Origin of the sequence: Psychrobacter sp. NPDC078501 (assembly GCF_044900935.1) — a bacterium.
Taxonomy (GTDB): domain Bacteria; phylum Pseudomonadota; class Gammaproteobacteria; order Pseudomonadales; family Moraxellaceae; genus Psychrobacter.
In genome coordinates this window covers 175,740-198,135 of record NZ_JBJDOS010000001.1, presented here as the reverse complement: position 1 = coordinate 198,135, position 22,396 = coordinate 175,740, and the positions used below count along the sequence as shown (strand labels likewise).

The window sequence follows — 22,396 nt, the reverse complement described above, 5'->3', positions numbered from 1 at the left end:
CTAGGTTTTGATTATGGCTGACACGTCGCCAGACTGTCATATACCTTGTTGTTTTCTCTTTTACCGACTGCCAATACATAAACCACCACCACATCATCTTTGACGGTATACACCAGACGATACCCTATGGTGCGTAACTTAATTTTATAAGTGTCTGTATGTCCAGAGAGTTTTGACGCAGGCACGTGAGGGTTGGATAGTCGCTGCTGTAATTTTTTCTTAAACTGCTGCTGGATACTTGGCGCTATCTTTTTCCATTCTTTCAACGCTAGTGGGTGAAACTCAAGGCTATAAGTCATCTAACGTGACCTTGATAGGCGCTTGCCCATCATTCATCCGTGCGTTTATGGTTTGGCTGAGTGCCATATCGTCCATCGCTTCCATCATACGCTCAAACACGTCTGATGAAACCAAGTAAGCCACGGGTTTGTTGTGGTTTAAAATCGCAATCGACTCACCGTCCGACTGTTTAATCAAGGCAGAAGGATTGTTTTTTAGCTCTGAAATACTGGCTGTCTGTGTCGCAAATATCGGTTGCATGACTCATTCTCCATTAAAATTACGCTCTAAATATAGGGCTAATTTTAGCACGAAAATTAGGTCTTATTTGTTATTGTATTAAATTTAAATATTTGCGGTAGCCAATCCCGCCTACCGCTTGTATCTGCTTTGCCGCTGGCGTGCAGTCTATTGTGTCTGACCGCATTCCTGTTGTCTCGATACTGCGCTCAGTCACGGACTGCATCGCCATCGTTGTCAGCAGGATACTGCTATAGTCGGGGCTAAAAAGCCTTGTTAGGGCGGCTTTCTTTTTTCTTAACGACTCTTCCGTTTAAGCTTAATTTGTAGGGTGCGCCTCGCGCACCTTTAAATATAATTTTTATATCATCGGTGCGCTAGGCGCACCCTACAACACTACGGATATATTCAATTATCAGATGTTTGTAAGTAGCTTAAAAGAGACCCCAACTAGTGGTGCAGTACTTGTTAGCACAGTTGTAATATTAGCTAATTCTGCGAAAACCAAAGAGATTTTTTTGCCCAAAGTATTTTGATTAAGAAGCTCTCTATATTGTTCATCTGTAAGAAGTCTACCAAGAGAAGTGTTCAATGCATCGGAAACTGGAAGGATACCAGCTATGTGGTATTCTTCAATTGAGGTTACAATATTCCTTAAACTTCTTATTAGAAATTTTTTAAGTTCAGGTTCAATTTCTTGAGACTCTAAAGTTTGTTCCAATATCGCATTTAGCTCTTTTTTTATAGAAAATAATTTTTCAAGATCATAATCTGAAGTATATCTATCCCCAACAAATTTTACGAAAATCTCTAAACCTATAATTGTAGTATCTTTAATTACATTAACAATACTTCCCCAAGTTGAGTTTAAATTATTTACTTCGTGCAATCTTTTTAGGTTCTTGATAATAGGTTGTGTAACATCCTCATAATTCTCAAGGTTAGATAGCTCGATACAAACCTCCTCAATAAGCCTATGAAACTTAGCGATTCTTTCCATTCTCAAGGGTATATCCCCTTCAGTATCTAAGAGTTCATCCCAAGCTTTAATAGATGAAGTATTAATGCTGATCTTTTTAGCATTCTTTAAAAAAACTATTAAGCGTTCAATTGGATTGTTGAGTTCCATTTATTAATCCCTAATAAATTCAAAGGTACAAAACCAAGCAGCGAGTTTAACCCAAAAGCCAAACTCGCCATCCATCAAAAGCTTAAATCTTACACGCACCGCCAGCACAATCATCTTCCATATCCGCTTGGGCATCGTTCGCACCATCACGAGTGTTATGGTAGTACAACGTCTTCACACCCATTTTATAAGCGTTTAGCAAATCTTTTAGCAATATTTTCATCGGTACACGGCCACCAGCATAACGAACAGGATCGTAGTTGGTATTGGCAGAGATACTTTGATCGACGAATTTTTGCATGATAGCGACCAGCTTTAGGTAACCGTCATTGTTTGGCATTTGCCATAGTAGCTCGTACTGATCTTTTAGCTTATCAATCTCAGGCACAACTTGCTTTAAGATGCCATCTTTTGACGCTTTGATAGAGACCAGACCACGTGGTGGCTCAATACCGTTGGTCGCGTTGGCGATCTGACTTGAGGTCTCAGACGGCATCAAGGCGGTTAGGGTAGAGTTGCGTAGACCGTGCTCAGTGATCTCGCCGCGTAGCGTTTCCCAATCGAGATGTAGCGGCTCTTGGCAGATTTTGTCCAAGTCAGCTTTGTACGTATCAATCGGTAAGATACCTTGTGAGTACGTGGTCTCATTGAACGCAGGGCACGCGCCTTGCTCTTTTGCCAATTTGTTTGATGCTTTTAAGAGATAGAACTGCAATGCTTCAAACGTCTGATGGGTCAGACCAAGCGCGCTGTCGTCAGAGTAGCGTGCGCCATTCTTAGCCAAGTAGTAGGCATAGTTGATTACGCCCACACCAAGCGTACGGCGACGCATGCTGCCGTTTTGAGCCGCCTTAACTGGATAGTCTTGATAGTCGAGCAGGGCGTCAAGCGCACGGACGATTAGCTCAGCTGGCTCTTCGATATCGCTGACGCTCTCAACTTTACCCAAGTTGACTGCTGATAGCGTACAAAGGGCGATTTCGCCTTCTTCGTCATTGATGTTATCCAGTGGCTTGGTTGGTAGCGCGATTTCCATACATAGGTTTGACTGGCGAATCGGCGCAATGGCCGCGTCAAATGGGCTATGGGTGTTGCAATGATCGACGTTTTGGATATAGATACGACCCGTGCTGGCGCGCTCTTGCATCATTAGGCTGAACAAATCAGCAGCTGGGATTTGACGGCTACGGATGTTAGGATCATTTTCGTATTTGGTATATAGCTCTTCGAATTTGTCTTGATCTTCAAAGAACGCATCATACAAGCCTGGCGTATCGCCTGGTGAGAATAGCGAGATGTCTTGGCCTTTGATTAGGCGCGTGTACATTGTCTTGTTTAACTGTACGCCGTAATCCATATGACGCACACGATTGTCTTCGACGCCGCGGTTGTTTTTGAGTACCAGTAATGACTCAACTTCTAAATGCCATAGTGGGTAGAACAACGTCGCAGCACCGCCACGTACGCCACCTTGTGAGCAGCATTTAACAGCAGTCTGGAACAGTTTGTAGAACGGGATACAGCCAGTATGCTGTGCTTCACCGCCACGGATAGGGCTACCAAGGGCACGGATACGACCTGCGTTGATGCCGATACCAGCACGCTGTGATACGTAGCGTACGATGGCGCTGGTGGTGGCGTTGATAGAGTCTAGGCTATCACCACATTCGATCAGTACGCACGAGCTAAACTGACGCGATGGCGTACGTACACCTGACATGATAGGCGTCGGTAGTGAGATTTTGAACTCTGAGGTCGCATCATAGAAGCGTTTGACGAAATCAAGACGATCTGACTTGTCGTATTGGCTAAACAGACACATACCGACCAGCATATATAAGAACTGCGGGCTCTCGTACACGGTCTTCGTGACACGGTCTTGTACTAGGTATTTGCCTGCCATTTGCTCAACCGCTGCATAGGCAAGATTCATATCGCGCCAGTGATCCAGATACTCTTCTAATTCATCAAATTCAGCACGGCTATAGTCCGCTAGGATATGCTCATCATATTTGCCAGCATCAGTCAAAGTTTTGACATGGTCATATAGGTGCGGCGGGGTGAATTTGTTATAAGCAATCTTACGTAGATGGAAGATAGCCAAACGCGCAGCCAGATATTGATAGTCAGGCGTGGTTTCAGAGATTAGGTCGGCGGCAGACTTGATGATGGTTTCGTGAATGTCACGAGTCTTGATACCTTCATAAAACTGGATGTGCGACTTTAGCTCAACTTGAGACACAGACACGTTGTCCAAGCCATGAGCTGCCCAGGCTATTACCTTGTGAATTTTGTCTAAATCAATAGGCTCTAAACGTCCATCACGTTTGGTTACTTGGATTTTGTCAATATGTGTCATGCTGGCCTCTATTTTGATTGCTTATTGTGATGTTGCGCGCCGAGTGGGCGGCAGACATTCTTTATAACGCTATTATGTGGGGTTGTGCTAGCTGGTTTTTTTGGACAAAAAGCTACCACTACTCATAGTGACGGTTAAAATCACTGAGTACTACATATAGCGTGTTTGTTAATTGGTAGGCACAATATAGCGGGAAAATTTTGAAAATACTATATTGATTTTAGAATAAAACTATGTTGCTACAAGGTTGTAGGCAGTCCAAATTTTGGCAAAGGACGATGGGATAAGGGTTAGACGCAAATGCGGTCAATAATAAAATTTTTGTAAAAATATCGTGAGATTTACTTTTCATTCTCTCGGTTATTGTCGACTGATATTGCGAGTCATGGCGGCAATAATGCGGGCGCAGATTGTACATCAAACCACAAAAAATCGCCACCCATATCTTATTACTAGCGAGTGACGATTTGGACTAAAAAGGCGTTAAAGTTTTCTATGCGACTTATAAAACAATACGAACCGTTTTTGCATTATCGAGCGAGGCATAAAGCGCATTTACTTGCTCAGCAGCGGTGAGGTATAAATTAACCCGTGCTGAGTGAAAACGACCTGTTTTAGACGGTTTAACTTCGATAGAGGCCAAATCAAAATCAGGGAACTGGCTACCCAAGATTAGCTTCACTTCATTGAGCAAACTCTCACGCTCGCCTTCATGACCGATGATGCTCAGTGGATAGTTCATCGGGAACTCCCAAAGCTCTGGGTTTTGAATATCGGTCTTTTTGCCTACCAATGCGCCTTTATTTGGCGTCAGGTCAGTGACCTTAACTGACGGCTGATTGCTGGTTGGGTTATTTGTGCTGTTGTCGTTGTTGTCTTTTGAATCATCACTCATGATATGAGCCTCGCTTATATAGGTAAATAGAAAAAAGTTAATCAGTCATTAGCAGTAAATAATTAAGTAACTAACATTAAGGCATTCGAAAATCGCTGCTATAGACATTCAGTTAGTTAGACATCTGCTCAAATCATGCCAAAATCATAACGCCAAAAGCTAAGACAGGCTCAGTGTAGACATTAGTGGCACTTAAATCAGTCAAGCTATAGTCGATTCAATTTAAAAGTAGTACAAGGCAACCGAGTGTAGATGTACATGTGATACATCAAGCGAGGTTAACGCTGTTATACTTTTATAGTGGAATGGCTATATTAGGCAGAGAATATATGCACTGTTTATAGTGGTCTATGAGCGATTATTCAAGTGAAGTCTGTATTTAGTCCGTTCCATCTTGAAGTAAGCTAAGTGGCTTTTATTAAAACTGTTAATAGAAGCTATTGCAAATAACCATTGATAGGAGTGATATCAGGCGGAATATCCGTCTCTCCCAATGCTTCTCTTAGATTAATCTCGATGGTGCGTGATAAGGCAGTCAAAGGTAACTGATTAGCCGCCAAGCCAAAAGGTTCTTCTAACTCTTCACTAAGCGCGTCCAAACCAAAAAAGGTATAAGCAATCACCGCACAAACCAACGGGGTTGCCCAACCGAGTGATGCCACCAAACCGAAGGGCAACATAATGCAATATAAATAGGTCGTGCGATGTACCAGCAGCATGTAAGCAAAGGGCAGTGGTGTGTTATGAATGCGCTCGCACGCTGCCAGTACAATTGTCATAGAGGTCAGGCGTTCATCCATATTTTGTATGACTTGTTCCGATACCAGTCCTTGACGCCGAATATCGCCAAGCTGTTTACCCATTAGGCGCATTATATAATCAGGTACGTTTTTCGCTTGGCGCATACGGTCATGGTGTATCGCTGCAACAAGAGGCTCGATATCCGCCCAAGGTGGCGTACCACGCAATCGGTGGCGCACAGCATGGGCAAAAGAAATGGTCAGATATACCATCGTTCGCTGAGTATCGTGTGCAGTCGCATTGTCATCCTCGCCATCATCTATGGCAGTCGCATCGTCATCATCTATAAAAGACAGCACTTGGCGCGTTAAGCTACGAGAGTCATATACCAGCTGACCCCACAGTCCGCGCGCTTCCCACCAACGCTGATAACTGGCATTGTTTCGAAACCCAAGAAACAACGATAAGGCAATCCCGAGCAAGGTAAACGTTGCCATACCATAATAAGGAAACGAGTCAGGCATCCAGTGCTGAATAATCGTGATGAGCGTACTAAGAATAGTAATCAGCAAAATTTGCGGATAAATTTTTGGAATGATTGATCCACGCAGAGTGAAAAATATCTTAAGGGCATTGGGTGTTTGCCGGACAATCATGTCAGTTTCCTAGCGATGAGGTATATGGAGACACTATTCAATGTCTCGTGTGATTCTAATATAGAAATGAGTTCTGTAAAGCCTAAAAGATTATAAATTTATTTAATCAAAAGAGTAGGGTGGTTACTTAAGCTCGGTAATTGAGATAGCTAAAAAGTTAAATCCTCGGCGAAAAGGGCGATGTTTTTATTAATCTACTTTATGTATGTTAAAATGACGCCAAATATCACTTCTTAACTCTATAAAAGCTGTCACCACAAAGATGAATACGCCACCCTAGCTGTACCCCTCCTCAGTAATGATTGCTTCCTATAGCAATTACTCTCATAAAGCGTCTAACGCTTTTTCTTGTGCGCACGCACTGCTTTAACGTTTGTATCACTATTCGATATATCTAGTGGATCATAAAGATTATCCCACTAAAAGTATGTTATGACGATAACTCGCTAACTATGATCGTTCACACCCTTATATTTATTACCTGACAGGTAATGGGTAAAGTACCTAGATAGAGATGTGCCTAGATAGCAAAGGATCTAAATAAAGATGTGTCAGACTTTTCATGTGAGCTGATTTTTAACTACATAATGATTAGATACCTCGTTTATTGACAGACTAAAGCAGTTCCCCGAAACTGAGTTAAATATGTTAAATACAATTAAAGAGCATTGGTTATCCAATGCGCGCGGCGATGTCTTGGCTGGCATGGTCGTCGCTTTAGCACTTATCCCTGAAGCGATTGCGTTTTCTATCATTGCTGGTGTCGATCCCCAAGTAGGGCTTTATGCCTCATTTTGTATCGCGGTAGTGATTTCGTTTGTTGGCGGTCGTCCAGCGATGATTTCGGCGGCGACTGGTGCGATGGCGCTACTAATGGTGACGCTGGTCAAGGATTATGGATTACAGTATTTGTTAGCAGCCAGTGTGCTGACAGGTGTTATACAGATTATCTTTGGCTTCTTAAAGCTAGGTAATCTGATGAAATATGTATCGCAATCCATAGTGCTAGGCTTTATCAATGCCTTGGCTATTTTGATTTTTATGTCGCAGGTTCCTGAGCTGATGCCGCAGGCAGGTTCAAACCTAGTACATGTTTATGGTCTTGTAGCGCTAGGTCTAGTCATTATCTATGGCTATCCATATATTCCAAAGATCGGTAAAGTGATTCCATCGCCATTGGTCAGTATCGTACTGGTGACGGCTATAGCCATCCTACTAGGTGCAGAGGCTCGAACCATCAATGATATGGGACAGCTGCCTGACACTCTGCCGATGTTTTTGATACCTGATATCCCGTTGAACTTAGATACGTTGATTATTATTTTTCCGTATTCTATCAGTTTGGCGATAGTGGGCTTACTTGAGTCTATGATGACCATGACGATCGTAGATGATTTAACTGATACCAAAGGCGACCGTACGCAAGAATGCAAAGGCCAAGGTATTGCCAATGTGGTTAGCAGTTTTTTTGGCGGGATGGCAGGCTGTGCGATGATTGGACAGTCGATCATTAACGTAAAATCAGGCGGCTATACACGTCTTTCTACCTTAGTGGCAGGCGTGTTTTTATTATTGATGGTGGTGTTTTTAAGTGATTGGTTAAAGATTATTCCAATGGCCGCATTGGTCGCTGTGATGATTATGGTGTCTATCGGTACTTTTAACTGGGGTTCATTTAAAGAGCTAAAAACTAAGCCGCTGCAAAGTAATGTGGTCATGATTACGACCGTTGCTGTGGTGGTCGCAACGCACAACTTGGCCTATGGCGTATTGATTGGTGTATTGCTGTCAGCATTGTTCTTTGCCAATAAGATTGAGCGCTATATGAGCGTGCATAGTCACATGGATGAAGCAGCGCAAACGCGTTATTATCGAGTTGATGGACAAGTGTTTTTTTCATCAGCAGAGCGTATGATTGACTCCTTTGATATTAAAGAATCTGTCTCTAACGTGGTCATTGACGTGTCGCGCGCGCATTTTTGGGACGTGACAGCAGTCGCCGCCATAGATAAAGTGATTATTAAATTTCGCCGTGAAGGCACTGAGGTAGAGCTCATCGGTTTGAACGAGGCGAGCCAGGCGATGATAGACAATTTCGGTGTGCATGATAAGCCAGATGCTGAGCAAAGCTTAGGCGCGCATTAAATTAGCTATGTATCAATAGTGTCATATTGATAAATACAAAAAAGCTGAGTATATCTCGGCTTTTTTTATGCAGATTAAAACCTGATTAGAAGACTATATTCTTTTATGGATAAAGTTTTTACAAGCTAATAGGATGGCAGAAGAGAAGGAATAGCTAGAAGGGAAGAAGTACTGGTTTGGATGATGCGGTATGAAGATAGTTAATCGTTATATTGAAATATCTAGATGTTTTTTAACAAAGAAAAATAGCTCTAAAGATTATGAGAAATTTTTAAAGCTTCAACAGCTCTTTTTCAACTTCATTGAGAAATGCTTCGATGTTAGCTTCATGACGCTGATACAACGTCCATTGCCCATGGCGTTCGGACGTAACCAATCCTGCTTTTTTTAACACACCCATATAGTTTGAAATGGTTGATTGCGACAATCCAGCTTTTTCTTGGATGTAACTGACGCATACCCCATCCAGATTAGCATGCTCTGGTAATGACGCTGGAAAGTTAGACCTGTCTTTCAACCACTTTATGATTTGGCGACGCATGGGGTTGTTAAGTGCAGATATTATGTTTTCTGTATTCATAAAATGTGTGATATCGATACCTAGTTAATAATCAACAACTGTCAGAGTGGAACATTAGGTTTTTAGTTTACTCATTATGAGTATAAACACTAAAGCGGTGTAGAATCTATCTACCACCAATGTGTCAACCATATACAAATAAACGGCTACTAGTAAGATACTGCTTATAACTAGCGTTTATATTCTGACTATACGTTTCTATAACAGTAGAGTATACAGCCAAAACTAGATTAATTATGACAGTTGTACTGTCTAGTCATCGGAATATTGTCGAATAGTAATAATATATGACGGGTAAAAAAAGACTCTTTCAAACCGTATTTAATACTAAACGTTGTTACGCCTGACTTATTAAATCCACGTCAGTTCTTTGCCAAACCAGCAGTAAAATAGTATTAGAAAGCTTCTGATATGACAAGGGCGTGTTGAACATTCAACACGCCCTTGATGCTTTATGTTCTTAAATTTTATTAAGCTTTTTTATTAATTTAGTTAGCATCGCGGTAGAGTACCGAAAAACCTAATAAGCATAGTTGTGATATCTTAGCTTTTTAGAAATGCCTCAATTTTTGGTTTAATAGTCATAGAAACAATGACCATTAACGTCAATCCTACTGGTAATGCAACTAGAAATCCTTCTAACCAGCCATTCAAAAATGCTGTTTGATTGGCAAAACCAATCGTCTTTGAGGCAGTACTAAAGGCCAACATAGACTCGATTATACAAGCCATTAATATACCTGTAATGAGATTGCGCTTGTACGCTTTGGTATTAGGTAGCTTGTGATTAATGTATTTTGTGACCAGACCCATCAGTAAAAAGCCAATCGGCATAATCGCATACGCTGCAAGTAGCGCTCTAGACCAGTCTATAAAAAATGTATCGGAATATCCGATATTCATATAGGTCATCACACCTGTTAAGAGACCACCTATGACAGTCATTAAGGCAAGTATTAATAACACTTTATAGAGCAACGGTGTTTTTTTAATGCCATCATTCTTAGCGCCACTATTTTTATTGCCATCAATGAGCAGGGTCTCGGTATTTGCCGGCATAGTATTTGGAGCCATCGTTATTTTCCTATCATCATAAAGAGCGATTAGTTAGTCGGTGTTTTTTTCTGCCTGTCGATCGCTTACAGATTGATCTTCTGCAACACCTGCTTTCCAGTAAGAAAAGGCATATAGCTCATCCTTAGACCACTGTTGCTCGACCTTTAGGTAATGGCGTAGCGCTTTGACAGATGAGAGTTCGCTAGCGATATAAGCAAAACGGCTCTGCTCTTCAGTTGGCAAATCGAGAGATTTTACTGTGTCGATTAATTGGCTGCCTTGTGTTGGATCTGGGTTATGTAACCATGTCATGGTGATATTGGCCGCTGTCGACAACTTTTGTTCATCTTCTACACCGTGTACTTCGATGATGCATTGACCAGTCGCGCTGGCAGGCAAGGTTTCTAGTATTGAGCCGAGCACAGGTATCGCTGTGGCATCGCCAATCAGTAGAAAATTATCTGCATCAGGACAAAGCGCTTTGGTTTTAGGCTTCATTAAGATACCAATCTCGTCGCCAACCTCAGCATGAGTAGCCCAACCTGAAGCAGGCGCCTCGTCACCATGAGCGACAAAATCAATCCAGATCTGTTGTTTTGCTACATCAGCGCCGCGATGAGTATAAGTGCGAACTACAAAAGTAGTATTGTCATTTAGGTCAATTGGCTCAGCTTTATCGACAGGGATAAGTACTTTGTTATTTGCGCCAACAGTCATTGTCGCGATATTGGCAATAGTATCTGCTTGGCCTGTGAGGTATATACGGATGTAGTGCGGAGTAATCATTTGCTTGTGAGCAACGGTCATGATTTCGCGCACTGGTTTCTGATTTATTGTGTTATTCATACGGATCTGTCCTTACTTATTTATCTGTAGTCTTGCTGGTGCTAACGTTGTCTATCATGGTGCGACTGACACGGAAAAATAAGGCAAGCTCTACGAGGCTTAAATCTTTCGTTAATTGCTGTCTTGTCCATTCTTCTGCTGCATCAAGCTTTGCCATAACTTCTTCGCCTTTAGAGGTCAGCTGTAGTAATTGGCTGCGACCATCAAGCGGGTTATCTGTCTTCAAGATTAGCTCAGCTGCTAAAAGGTCATTTAAGGCACGAGTGATTTGCGCTTTGTCTCGCTGCATGTGTTTAGAGATTGATAGCGCAGTGCTATTCGGGTTATAGCAGACACCTTTTAAGGTTCTGATATTAGTCACGGACAACTCGACACCTTGCTGACGAATGCCTTCTAGCAGTAGATTGGTATAGGTATGCATCAATTGATGTAGTGTTTCGCTCAATGAATTGTTAGACATAAAAACTCTTTGATATAGTTGATAGAAGCAACTATATATAATAAGGTTGATAGTGTCAACTATAAAGTGATTTTTGAAGGAGCGTCTGTATCTATAGTTAGATAATTTTCAATGAAATAAGTTATTAGGAAGTAAGAAAAATAAGGGTATATCTTGAAGGAGGAGCTCTTGGATTAAAGGGATTTATGACTAGGACGCTATGCAATTAAGGAGCTTTGTAATTAATAAGCTTTGTAATTAACAAATGCTGTGATTAATAAGTTCTAGAATTAAAAAGCAGGCATAAAAAAAGCTGAGATATACTCAGCTTTTTTATTTTTAACGATTATCAAAAGCCTATTAGCTAGGCTCAATATTTTTCTGAAAATTTAGTCATTTTCAAGGAAAGAGCGCAAGTGTTCAGAGCGTGATGGATGACGCAATTTACGTAGTGCTTTTGCCTCGATCTGACGAATACGTTCACGCGTCACATCAAACTGCTTACCAACTTCTTCTAGCGTATGATCCGTTGGCATATCGATACCGAAACGCATTTTTAAGACACGTGCTTCACGCTCAGTCAGGTTACCCAGTACATCACGCGTCGCTTCTTGTAGACCAGCAGCCGTTGCATCATCCACAGGACTTGAGATTGTACCATCTTCGATGAAATCACCTAGGTGTGAATCTTCATCATCACCGATTGGGGTTTCCATAGAGATAGGTTCTTTGGCAATCTTAAGCACTTTACGGACTTTAACTTCGTCCATCTCTAAGCGTTCGCCTAATTCCTCAGGCGTTGGCTCGCGACCCATTTCCTGTAGCAACTGACGTGAGACACGGTTGATTTTGTTGATCGTCTCAATCATATGCACAGGAATACGGATGGTGCGCGCTTGGTCAGCGATAGAGCGAGTAATCGCCTGACGAATCCACCAAGTAGCATAGGTCGAGAACTTATAACCACGGCGATATTCAAACTTATCAACGGCTTTCATCAGACCGATGTTACCTTCTTGGATAAGATCCAAGAACTGTAGGCCACGGTTGGTATATTTTTTGGCGATAGAGATAACTAAACGTAGGTTAGCTTCAACCATCTCTTTTTTCGCGCGGCGAGCTTTTGCTTCACCAACTGCCATACGACGTGCCACATCTTTCATATCGTGGATTTTCATGTCGAGCTGCTGCTCATAATCACGGATACGACGTTGAAGTAAAATGACGTCATCAGTGACTTTTTCTAGCGTACCAGCAAATGCAGGCTTACCTTTGATACGTTCAATCAACCAATCAACATTGGTTTCATTGCTAGGGAAGGTCTTACGGAACTCTTCACGCGGCATACGACCACGGCGAATCACCAAACGCATGATTTGACGCTCTTGCTTACGCACGTCGTCATAGACGTCATGCATGATCGCCATGACTTGATCTGACAAGCGGTTGTTTAGCTTCAACATCATAAAGCGTTCAGCAAGTAGGGCATATGCTGTATCAGCCTGTACGCTACCACGGCCATAATCAAGCAATGCTTGCTTGGCTTTAATGAATAGATGCTCAATCTCTTCTAGACGCAAACGAACCTCTTCTGGATCAAGACCGCTGGTTTCTTCTTCTGCTTCTTCTTCAACGTCGTCTTCGTCTTCATCTTCCTCATCAAGAGCAGCTGCTTTCGCATTGACCTTGGCTTTGACAACCGGTGGGTTCTCTTTTTCTTCTTTGATGCGTTCACGCTCTTCTTTCGCCGCTTCTTTTGCTTCTTGGGCAGCGATTTTGTCTTCTTCGGTCTCAGGGTCTAAGAAACCAGTGATGACGTCAGATAGCTTTTTTTCGCCGTCCTGTACTTTTTGATACTCGTCAAGAACAAACTGTACGGTACCAGGCCAGTAAGACATGGCATGCTGCACATCACGAATACCTTCTTCGATACGTTTAGCAATGGCAATCTCGCCTTCGCGAGTCAGTAGGTCAACCGTACCCATTTCACGCATATACATGCGTACAGGGTCAGTGGTACGACCAGGCTCAGTTTCAACAGAGGCGAGTACTGCCGCTGCCTCATCTGCTGCCATATCATCATCACTTGAATCATCGTTCATCAAGATGTCATCGGCATCAGGAGCTGATTCAAAGATTTTGATACCAACATCGGTTAGCATCTGCACAATATCTTCGATCTGATCGCTTTCGGTAATAGAGTCGGGCAGCTGGTCATTCACCTCAGCATAGGTAAGATACCCTTGCTCTTTGCCCATTTGGATTAAGGTGGCCAGTTGAGATGTGGACTTAGAAACTGACTTATCGTTCATAAATACTCGCTTACTTGCATCGGACATTTTTATATTGTGACTCGCTATCGCTCGCTCTTTGCGTTGATCTTATCAATCGATTGATCAAAATATGGCGTAGAGGTTGTCAATAATATCAAAAATGAGTTGATATGAATAAAGGCTCAAAACACTACAATAACAATGCTGATAAACAGCTAAAAATTAGAAAAGCTAAAAAGACTTCAATACAGTACCCAAAAAAATATAGTACTTAAAATTTAATACTCAAAAATAGTATCTAAAAGCTGATACGTAAAAATAATACCTAAAATTTGTGCTTAACGATGCATGCTCACAATCATTCACCAAGCAGTGCTGTCAATATACAGCGACACAGTTTAACACAGACCACAGTCGTCAAGCACGAGCTAGTGATAGCTACCGACCGTTTTTTACTGATTATTTGCCATCAGCTAAATGATTTAGGAGCGACTCATGCTACTGGGCATAATCATTAGTAGTGGGGGCAGCTGCTAGACTTTTAAAGGGTCGCCATTTGAAATTAAACATTAAGACTGCACAGTGACCATCTGTGCCGATTGCTCTGCCTGCTGTGCCCGTAGCCAATCATTCAATAATTGGGTTTGTTTACGGACGATCGCAAGCTTAATATGATCAGGGTTCTGTATCAGCTCTTGTATTTTTTTCTTCATGTTGCGCTCAAGCAGCTGGCTGACTAGCTCTTCGATTAAGCCATCAAGCCCCAAAATATTGCGCGCAGTTAGCGCTTTGTAGAAGCCGCCCCAATTACGGCTAAGCATATCTTGAGTCGTAGGTCTTACGTTTGATAAGATAAAATGCGCCGCTGCATTGACGTCTTTTGGTAGGTAATTAAGACAGCGCTTGATAGTGCTTACGATGTCTAGCAGAGCAGCATCTTGCAAGTCTTCCCACGCAAGAGGACGCAGGGTATCAGGTGATGCTTTTTGTTTGATATGCGCAGGTAGGTGTAAGCCATTAATCCCTGACTGTTGCCAAATCGACTCAATAGGGTCGTCGATTAACGCGCGCGGCTGAAACAAAAAGCAAAGCTGCAATTGCTGACTGATGGTCATATCACCATCAAAATCTAGCAGCGCATCTTTTGCCTCGACATTCTGACTGCGCCTGCCGCCAAGCTTTTGATAAACGTCATTGTTGAGCAAATAGCGAAAGCTACTGCCTTTGGGTAAGGCGGTCGTCAACGAGCGTACTTGGGACATGAGCTTGGCTTTGCCTTCAGCCAGACTCATGTCATAACGCTCACTCAAATACGCAAAAATATACTGTGATAGCGGCATGGCATTAGCGATTTGCTCACGCATGGCATCGCTGCCCTGACTCTTAATAAAAGTATCAGGATCATGATTGTTCGGCAGGGTTAAAAACCGCAGTTCTTTATCATCGGCCAATACAGGCAGTGCAACTTCAAGTGTACGCCAAGCGGCTTTTTGGCCTGCACTATCCCCATCAAAGCTCAAAGTAAGCGTTGGATTGAGTGTCAGTAACCGCGATATTTGGCTTTCATTAATCGCTGTGCCCATCGAGGCGATTGCCCCATAGATACCCGCTTGATAAAGGGCGATCACATCCATATAGCCTTCGACCACCAGCCAGCTGTCTGCGCGCTGCTGACGCGATTCATAATAGCCGTATAGTACGTGCTGCTTATGAAAGACGGGCGAGTCTGAGGAGTTGATATATTTAGGTTTTACTTCGTCATCGAGCGCTCGACCGCCAAAACCAATAGTGCGGCCTTGGTTATCACGAATTGGGAAGATGACTCGGTCGCGCAATAGATCGTAGTCGCGGCCAGACTCTGATTGACGTACCAATCCTAAGGCTTTTAGACCCTCAATATCCTGCGGAAATTGATGCTCAAGATGCTGCCAACCAAATGGCGCATAGCCCAGACCAAAGGTCTCAAAGATGTCTTCGGTGAGTCCGCGTGATAAAAAGTAGTGCTTGGCATGGGGATGCGTGGTCAGATTGTGCTGATAGAATTGCTGGATTTGCTCTAGTAGCTCATATAGATTGCCATCTTTATCCTCGCTTTGGTCAATACCATGAGCGTCCTGCATACCAGCGCTAGTATCGGTATCTGTCAGCCATGCTGGCGGATAGCCACTATCATCTGCATGGTTTGGCAAATACGGCTCTGAGGAATACGAGTCCATCGAATAGGACGCTGAATCATACGCCTCTAACGGTGGGAAATTCTCGTAGCCCTGATTGTCATCATAGCCTCGATTGTCATCGTAACTTGGCTGGTCGATGTAGTTTTGGTCGCTTTGGGCAACATTGTTTTGATGGTTGTCTTGATTTGTACCGTCTTGACCTACTTTGCTATGTTCTACAGTTGGGTTGGGCACATTGTGCACAGGCGGCGGTGCAATAGGTTTGGGTGCGCGACGTTGATAACTAACGTTTTGCTGTTCTTCTTTGGGTACTTCAATGCCTGTCTGTTTTGATAGTTCGTTGACCGCTTCAATGAATGTCAGATTCTCATAATCACGCAAAAAACTGATGGCATTGCCACCGACGCTACAGCCAAAGCAGTGATAGATGTTTTTTTGTGGATTGACATAAAAGGAAGGCGATTTTTCACCGTGAAAAGGGCAGCAGCCTTTATATTCACTACCAGCGCGTTTAAGCGTGGTGTGTTTGCCAATGATGCTGATCAGGTCAGCTTGGCTATTTAGTTGTTCAAGAATATGGTTAGGAATGCTCATACAAAAAACAGTTTACCATAGGTCGATTATGTTGGGGCAGAGGTAATAAGATACTGCTAGAAAAATAAGGCCAACATAATGTTGGCCTTATTATCAATGAATACAGACTGTGTTAGTTAGGCTAAAAGACTTAACGTAATCAATTATTATCCATATCACTCACACTGTCGTCATTTAACGTAGTGCGACGTGTTGGATTGGTATTTAGGGGATCGACGTTGGCTTCTCGTGCAGTCGAGCCAGTACTTGATTGGCTGGTCACGCGCTCAGCTGATGCTTCAGGCAGACCTAAGCCTACGCTAATACCATTACGCGCAGCAGCATTATTGGCGACTGGAGTATTGGCAGGCGTCGTGTTTGTTCCTGCTAGTCTCAACTGGGCTGCATTACGAATCATTTGTGTCTTGGTGGCGCCGTTATACTCGCCAGATGCGACTGATTTATCAGTTGTGTTCGAACGACCAAGCTTGCCAAAGGTAATCTTATTGAGCCAAGTACGGTCACGTTTGGTGCTTAATTTCACACTACCGTTGCTGGTTAGCATCTCTGGGTAGTTGATCTGCAATAGCGTTTTGTACTCATTGGCCAAATCGGTTAGACCAAGTTTTTCATGGCTATAAGCTAATACTGCAAGAGCATCTGGCGTTGACTCACTCAGCGGGTAGTATTGGAATACCCATTTGGCACGGTTAACCGCTGCTACATAAGCTTCACGCTCGATATACCAATTGGCTGCGCTCATTTCGCTCTCAGCAAACTGATTGTAGATGAACGTCATACGTTGAGCGGCATCTGGTGCATACGGGCTGTTTGGATATTTATTGATAAGCTCTTGGAAGTTGGCAAAGGCAATACGCAAATACGCGGTATCACGCTCAGCTTGGTTCAGTTTAAAGAGCTTTAGGCTCTCAGATGAACCTTCCATATTGGCAACGCCGCGCACATAGTAGGCGTAGCTAACTTGTGGGTTAGACGGATACAGACGGATAAACTGCTCAGCACTTGCTGCCGCCATCTCATACTTATCGCCTTCGTATTGTGCATACATCATGTCAAGTAAGGCTTGTTCAGCGTACTGTCCGGTTGGGTAGAATGTACGCAGATTGGTCAGCTCTTCGATACCTTGGATATAGTGACCTTTGTCAATCTGATTGACGGCCTCGTTATAATACCCTTGCTCTGATTTTTCAGCTGTTTCTACTGCCTCACCATCTTTGGCGCCAGTTAGATTTTTAAAAGTCTGGCAACCCACTAGATTGACGCTAAGCGCCAGTAGGGTTATTGAGGACAGTTTGATAAACGTATTGCCAACAGCTTGCATACTTCTTCTCCGACACAAGACGCATAATAGCAGCGGCGCTATCATGCTATATAAAAGGTTAGTGATAAAAAACGACGCTAAATAGTCAGCGATCCACCAGCAAAAATTTTTTATCGAATGCAGTTTTTGTTATAACGTATTGTACTGATAGATTGGGTCTGATACATAGCGTTTGTATAGTAAGCCTGTCATAGACCACATGCATTTAACCACAATTAAACGGTTTAAATGGCAAACACGGTCAACAAAGCCCAATGCTATTTTTATACTGTATCTAAGTACGGCATTCGCATACAGTGTCATAGCATACAGCAAAACATGGCTATACTTTATAGAATAACATTTGCTACGTCTATTTTTTCGCCATCTATATTGTATAGGCAGTTTAACATGAGCGGCTGTCACGAGCGATATCGAATGTCGCTAGCATGAGTAAATATACAGTAAATTACAGCAATGTCATGTTCTAGAGAGTTAAGCGAGGAATCTTACAGCCCAAAGGTATGCTCAAAAATTAACAGATAGCATGCGGCTTCTATAGGGCTTATGCGTGCGACATGATACACTAGAGCGGTATTGTCTTCGCTTTTTTGTACATTAAAGGTGGTTATCTGCCATTTATAGGCAAAAAACGATAATCAAAAAATGACAATTTTTTATACTGCTATTTATAATACTATCTTCGAAGTCACCTCACAAAACACTGTCAGGGGCTTTGCCACGTATCAATGTATCAATCCGCTATGAATAATGATGCCATGACTACCAATTTATCACCGAATCAATCGCTAGATACTGATTCATCAGCACAAGAGTCACCAATGCCAAATGAAGTTTTGAACAATAATGAGCTACCTGATAATCAACCAATTACAAACGAGCAAATGCATGATGATGCGCTTGATAATGAAGAGTTGCTCATCGATGATGGTAATGATCTGAACGATAGCGACATTGATGATAATGATATTGATGACAGCGACATGGACGGTGACGACGATGAAGCCCCAGTAGCGGGTCAAGCTGTACCAGTGATTGTAGATATGACGCATGTGGTCACAGAAGATCAAGCTGGTCTGCGTATTGACAAGGTTGCCTCCCAAGCGTTTTCAGACTTTTCGCGTGTACAACTTCAGAACTGGATTACTGACGGCAGTCTGCTTTATAACGGCAGTGTTCAAAAACCGAAAGTCCGTGTCAAAGCAGATGACGTATTGCATCTATCAACGACGTTACAGCAGCATGGTGAAGACCAACCAGAAAACATAGATATCGATGTTGTCTATGAAGATGATGACGTGTTGGTAATCAACAAACCTGTCGGTATGGTGGTTCACCCTGGCGCTGGTAATCAAAATGGCACTTTGGTCAATGCATTGCTATATCATTATCCTCAGCAGCATCATTTACCGCGTGCAGGTCTTGTACACCGTATTGATAAAGACACCTCTGGATTGCTACTGATTGGCAAAACCAAACCTGCACAGATGGCACTAATGGAGCAGCTAAAAGATAAGTCTGTTTATCGTCACTATAAGTGTGTGGTGGCAGGGGACCAAGCAAGCTTATCTCGTCATCGCCGTATCGATGCGCCGATTGGCCGACATCGTAACCAGCGTACTAAAATGACGGTGATGACCGCCGGCCGCGAAGCGGTAACGCATCTGCTAAATGTCACGCCATTGAACGAAAACTACTGTCTGCTAGATGTTGGACTTGAGACTGGACGTACGCATCAAATTCGTGTGCATCTAAGTCACATTACTTATCCATTAGTCGGTGACCGTGTCTATGGTGGCCGTCGTCAGTTGCGTTCTGGATTGACAGAAGCTCAGCGCCAAGCTATTAATAATTTCCCGCGCCAAGCACTGCATGCCTATACGTTAGGATTCGTGCATCCGACGACGGGTGAAGACATTGAGGTGACGACGCCACTACCTGAAGACATGCAAAAACTCATGGCAGTACTAAGCGACGGTTATTATGAAGAGTAAACGCTAACGTTTACTAGATGAGAGGTGAGAGCGAGCAGCCATGACGAACACGTTCCCGATGACAATGATTGCGCAAATTGATAATGTAGCCGTTTTTCAGACGGCTGCTTTTGTGCATGATGATATTGATGACTCTGCTGCTAAAAACCAGCGTACAGGTTACGAAGGTCAGTCAAATTACGGTGAGCTGAATTTAGGTCTGCATGTCAATGATAATGCACTGCAAGTATTAGATAACCGCATGAATCTATTGGCTGCTATCAATGAGCAGCTGATCGATAAGTCTGCACAAAACGAGCAGCATGCGGCTATTAATCGCTTGCATTGGGTCAGTCAGGTTCATGGTAAACATATTCATGATGTTGATGCTACTACGCTGAATATGGCGCCACTGTCTGCTGATGCGATGGTCAGTCAACAAAGTGGTCGCGGTCTGGCAATCATGACGGCAGACTGTGTACCGATTGTCTTGTGTCAACCTACCAGTGGCAAAATCGCAGCGATTCATGCAGGCTGGCAAGGATTGGCCTGCGGTGTGATACCAGAGACTGTTAATCGCTTTACTGATTCAGGCCCTATACAAGCTTGGATAGGAGTGTGTATCAGTCAGGAAAACTATGAAGTAAATACAGACGTTCGCGATAAGCTATTATCTGGGTGTATAGCTAACCAGACGTTATCACAGGCACATATCGATAACTTTGTGTCGCTATTTTCTATATCGTCTCATAATGACAAAATAAAGCTGGATTTACCGAAGCTTGCTGCCATGCAGTTAGAAGCTGTTGGTGCTACAGTTGTGAATGATTTGCCTGTTGACTGTAGCTACGCAGATACTCACTATTACTCGTATCGCCGTCAGACTCATATGCACCAGCCTGCAACGGGTCGGATGGCACTGGTCATCGTCCGTCGTTAGCAGCTTTATAGTCAGTGAACTACTAAACCGCTACGGTGTTACCCTCCCTAGATGTACTATATGTACAATCTACGGTCGGCTGCCTTGTAGCTGTTTTAGATTTCTTTGACTATATAATAATGAGTAGTGGCAAGGAAGTGATAAACAACAAAAAACAGCAGATTATTCTGCTGTTTTTTTATTTGAGTGCTACATTTGTATTAACACAAGGCCTGTATTAACACGAAATTTGTATTAACAAACAGAGTCGCTAGATTTTGGTACTGACAATCCAAATAAAGGACGTAAATACAGCGCCAAGAATGTACCTGCCATTGCCAGTATGCCCCAGATATAACCATGCAAGCTAAAAGAGGCGATACCACCAAAGTAAGCGCCGATATTACAACCGAACGCGAGACGTGCGCCATATCCCATCATCAATCCGCCAATGACCGATGCTGCAAAGTTACCTGCAGTAATCTTAGTAAACTTGAACAAACCACCCGCAGCAGAGGCGATAAACGCGCCAATGATGATACCGATATTTAATACAGTGGTCGAATCTGCAAAGATAGAAGCTTCAAGCGCTGCTGCATTAGCCCCTTGCCAATAGCCCCAACTAGCCACATCCATGCCAAAGCCGCTTGCAATTTTAGAGCCCCATAATGTGAATGCTGACGTAATGCCCCACGGTTGACCACGTGTAAGTAATGTCAGACCGTTAAGTAAAGCCAGAACGATTGCGGCAGCAAATAGCGGCCAAGAACCACGAAAAATTCGTTTCCAACCAGACTCAGAAGGCACGGGTGCCATCTTTGGTGCGTTTCTTTTTTTCTCAACGACTAACGTCACCCATGCGATAATGCCAAATATGGCTAGCGACACCAGCCATGCACCTGTATAACCAAGACCTGTAGAGGTTGCCAAAGAGAAAGGTGCATAAGCAGGCATCTCTTCTGTCCAGAATGGCAAGTGATAAGCCCCAATCGTGGCGCCCACTATGAAGAAAATAAAGGTGATGAACATAACAGAGCGTCCACCGCCTACCGCATAGAGCGTACCAGAGGCACAGCCGCCGCCCAATTGCATGCCGATACCAAATACAAATGCGCCTACGACTAGACTGACCCCTAATGGCGCGACATAACCTGCGACAGGACCGCCAAATAGCGTCGTGCCATAAGCAAGGATTGGCGCAAATAGCGTAACAGCAACTGCCAACATTAGCATGTGTGAGCGCATCGCCTGACCGTTGCCCACTGCCATCATACGTCTAAAGGCAGAGGTAAAGCCAAAGCGGGCATGAAAAAGGGTATAGCCTAACAAAAGACCTATGCCAAGTAGCAATGATTGAGAGATATGTTGAGTGGCTAATAGATACGCAAGCACCATCAATCCTACGATGCCACCACCCATAATTAAGGGTTTTTGTGGTGCATTTAAGGCCAGATCATCTCTGACGATAGGGTCTTTTGTGTCGTTTACAGGTTGAACGAGAGTAGTCAAGGTAATAGCTTCCTTATCCGATGATGTTATCAGATATCATTTTTATAAGAATTTATATGAGTATAGTTGCGCAGGTTTGCAGAATTGGAAACTGTATTTCTGTTAATTCGATTGATTCGGTTTAGCAGTAAGAAACGTTACATCATAATCCTATTGTCATTAATGTAAATACGGAGAGGTTAGAAGAAATAGAATTAGTATATGATTATATGGAATAAATAGGCTGCTGTTTATATGATCTTATATTAATAGTTAACTATGGTAC

The 22,396-nt window shown here is 43.0% G+C and carries 17 protein-coding genes; 3 read left to right on the top strand and 14 right to left on the bottom strand.

The window, feature by feature from the left end:
* Positions 1–11: 11 nt before the first annotated feature.
* The 6 genes from ACI2IW_RS00765 to ACI2IW_RS00740 all read right to left on the bottom strand — a co-directional run bounded on the left by ACI2IW_RS00765 (position 12) and on the right by ACI2IW_RS00740 (position 6,299).
* Positions 12–299: a type II toxin-antitoxin system RelE/ParE family toxin gene (locus ACI2IW_RS00765; RefSeq protein WP_404692320.1), complete on the bottom strand. Its 288-nt coding sequence runs from the start codon at positions 297–299 to the stop codon at positions 12–14.
* A complete protein-coding gene (locus tag ACI2IW_RS00760) occupies positions 289–540 on the bottom strand; it encodes a type II toxin-antitoxin system Phd/YefM family antitoxin (protein WP_404692319.1) in 252 nt (83 codons plus the stop codon). Before ACI2IW_RS00760 ends, ACI2IW_RS00765 begins: the two co-directional genes overlap by 11 nt.
* 394 nt (positions 541–934) lie before the next feature.
* Positions 935–1,648, bottom strand: coding sequence for a hypothetical protein (locus tag ACI2IW_RS00755; protein WP_404692318.1), 714 nt, complete (start codon positions 1,646–1,648; stop codon positions 935–937).
* 82 nt (positions 1,649–1,730) lie between these two features.
* Complete coding sequence (nrdA, locus tag ACI2IW_RS00750; RefSeq protein WP_404692317.1) at positions 1,731–4,007, bottom strand: class 1a ribonucleoside-diphosphate reductase subunit alpha; 2,277 nt, start codon at positions 4,005–4,007, stop codon at positions 1,731–1,733.
* Positions 4,008–4,509: 502 nt separating this feature from the next.
* On the bottom strand, positions 4,510–4,800 hold the full coding sequence (locus tag ACI2IW_RS00745) for a YbeD family protein (RefSeq protein ID WP_057762424.1): 291 nt from the start codon (positions 4,798–4,800) through the stop codon (positions 4,510–4,512).
* Positions 4,801–5,339: 539 nt separating this feature from the next.
* Positions 5,340–6,299 (bottom strand): bestrophin family protein, encoded by a 960-nt coding sequence (locus ACI2IW_RS00740; RefSeq protein WP_404692316.1) that lies wholly within the window; start codon positions 6,297–6,299, stop codon positions 5,340–5,342.
* Positions 6,300–6,944: 645 nt separating this feature from the next.
* On the opposite strand from ACI2IW_RS00740, the gene ACI2IW_RS00735 reads away from it, so the two are divergent.
* Positions 6,945–8,444 carry a SulP family inorganic anion transporter gene (locus ACI2IW_RS00735; RefSeq protein ID WP_404692315.1) on the top strand — a complete coding sequence of 500 codons (1,500 nt, stop codon included), beginning with the start codon at positions 6,945–6,947 and terminating at the stop codon, positions 8,442–8,444.
* Between the two features lie 271 nt (positions 8,445–8,715).
* Here the strand turns inward: ACI2IW_RS00735 and ACI2IW_RS00730 are convergent, their stop codons facing one another.
* The 7 genes from ACI2IW_RS00730 to ACI2IW_RS00700 form a co-directional block, all read right to left on the bottom strand.
* Complete coding sequence (locus ACI2IW_RS00730; protein WP_160022967.1) at positions 8,716–9,024, bottom strand: helix-turn-helix transcriptional regulator; 309 nt, start codon at positions 9,022–9,024, stop codon at positions 8,716–8,718.
* Between the two features lie 543 nt (positions 9,025–9,567).
* Positions 9,568–10,098: a DUF2798 domain-containing protein gene (locus ACI2IW_RS00725; protein WP_404692314.1), complete on the bottom strand. Its 531-nt coding sequence runs from the start codon at positions 10,096–10,098 to the stop codon at positions 9,568–9,570.
* 33 nt (positions 10,099–10,131) lie between these two features.
* The gene (locus ACI2IW_RS00720) at positions 10,132–10,926 is read right to left on the bottom strand and encodes a siderophore-interacting protein (RefSeq protein ID WP_404692313.1); all 795 of its coding nucleotides are present in this window, start codon (positions 10,924–10,926) and stop codon (positions 10,132–10,134) included.
* Positions 10,927–10,942: 16 nt separating this feature from the next.
* Positions 10,943–11,386 (bottom strand): MarR family winged helix-turn-helix transcriptional regulator, encoded by a 444-nt coding sequence (locus ACI2IW_RS00715; protein WP_404692312.1) that lies wholly within the window; start codon positions 11,384–11,386, stop codon positions 10,943–10,945.
* A 368-nt stretch (positions 11,387–11,754) separates the two neighbouring features.
* Complete coding sequence (gene rpoD / locus ACI2IW_RS00710; protein ID WP_114701010.1) at positions 11,755–13,677, bottom strand: RNA polymerase sigma factor RpoD; 1,923 nt, start codon at positions 13,675–13,677, stop codon at positions 11,755–11,757.
* Positions 13,678–14,207: 530 nt separating this feature from the next.
* The gene (locus ACI2IW_RS00705) at positions 14,208–16,409 is read right to left on the bottom strand and encodes a DNA primase (protein WP_404692311.1); all 2,202 of its coding nucleotides are present in this window, start codon (positions 16,407–16,409) and stop codon (positions 14,208–14,210) included.
* A gap of 139 nt (positions 16,410–16,548) precedes the next feature.
* On the bottom strand, positions 16,549–17,730 hold the full coding sequence (locus ACI2IW_RS00700; RefSeq protein ID WP_057759574.1) for an outer membrane protein assembly factor BamD: 1,182 nt from the start codon (positions 17,728–17,730) through the stop codon (positions 16,549–16,551).
* A 758-nt stretch (positions 17,731–18,488) separates the two neighbouring features.
* Here ACI2IW_RS00700 and ACI2IW_RS00695 point away from each other — a divergent pair.
* The gene (locus ACI2IW_RS00695) at positions 18,489–19,724 is read left to right on the top strand and encodes an RluA family pseudouridine synthase (RefSeq protein WP_298807743.1); all 1,236 of its coding nucleotides are present in this window, start codon (positions 18,489–18,491) and stop codon (positions 19,722–19,724) included.
* Between the two features lie 40 nt (positions 19,725–19,764).
* Positions 19,765–20,643: a polyphenol oxidase family protein gene (locus ACI2IW_RS00690; RefSeq protein WP_290175879.1), complete on the top strand. Its 879-nt coding sequence runs from the start codon at positions 19,765–19,767 to the stop codon at positions 20,641–20,643.
* 234 nt (positions 20,644–20,877) lie between these two features.
* Here the strand turns inward: ACI2IW_RS00690 and ACI2IW_RS00685 are convergent, their stop codons facing one another.
* Positions 20,878–22,131: a YeeE/YedE family protein gene (locus ACI2IW_RS00685; protein WP_404692310.1), complete on the bottom strand. Its 1,254-nt coding sequence runs from the start codon at positions 22,129–22,131 to the stop codon at positions 20,878–20,880.
* Positions 22,132–22,396: the final 265 nt, after the last annotated feature.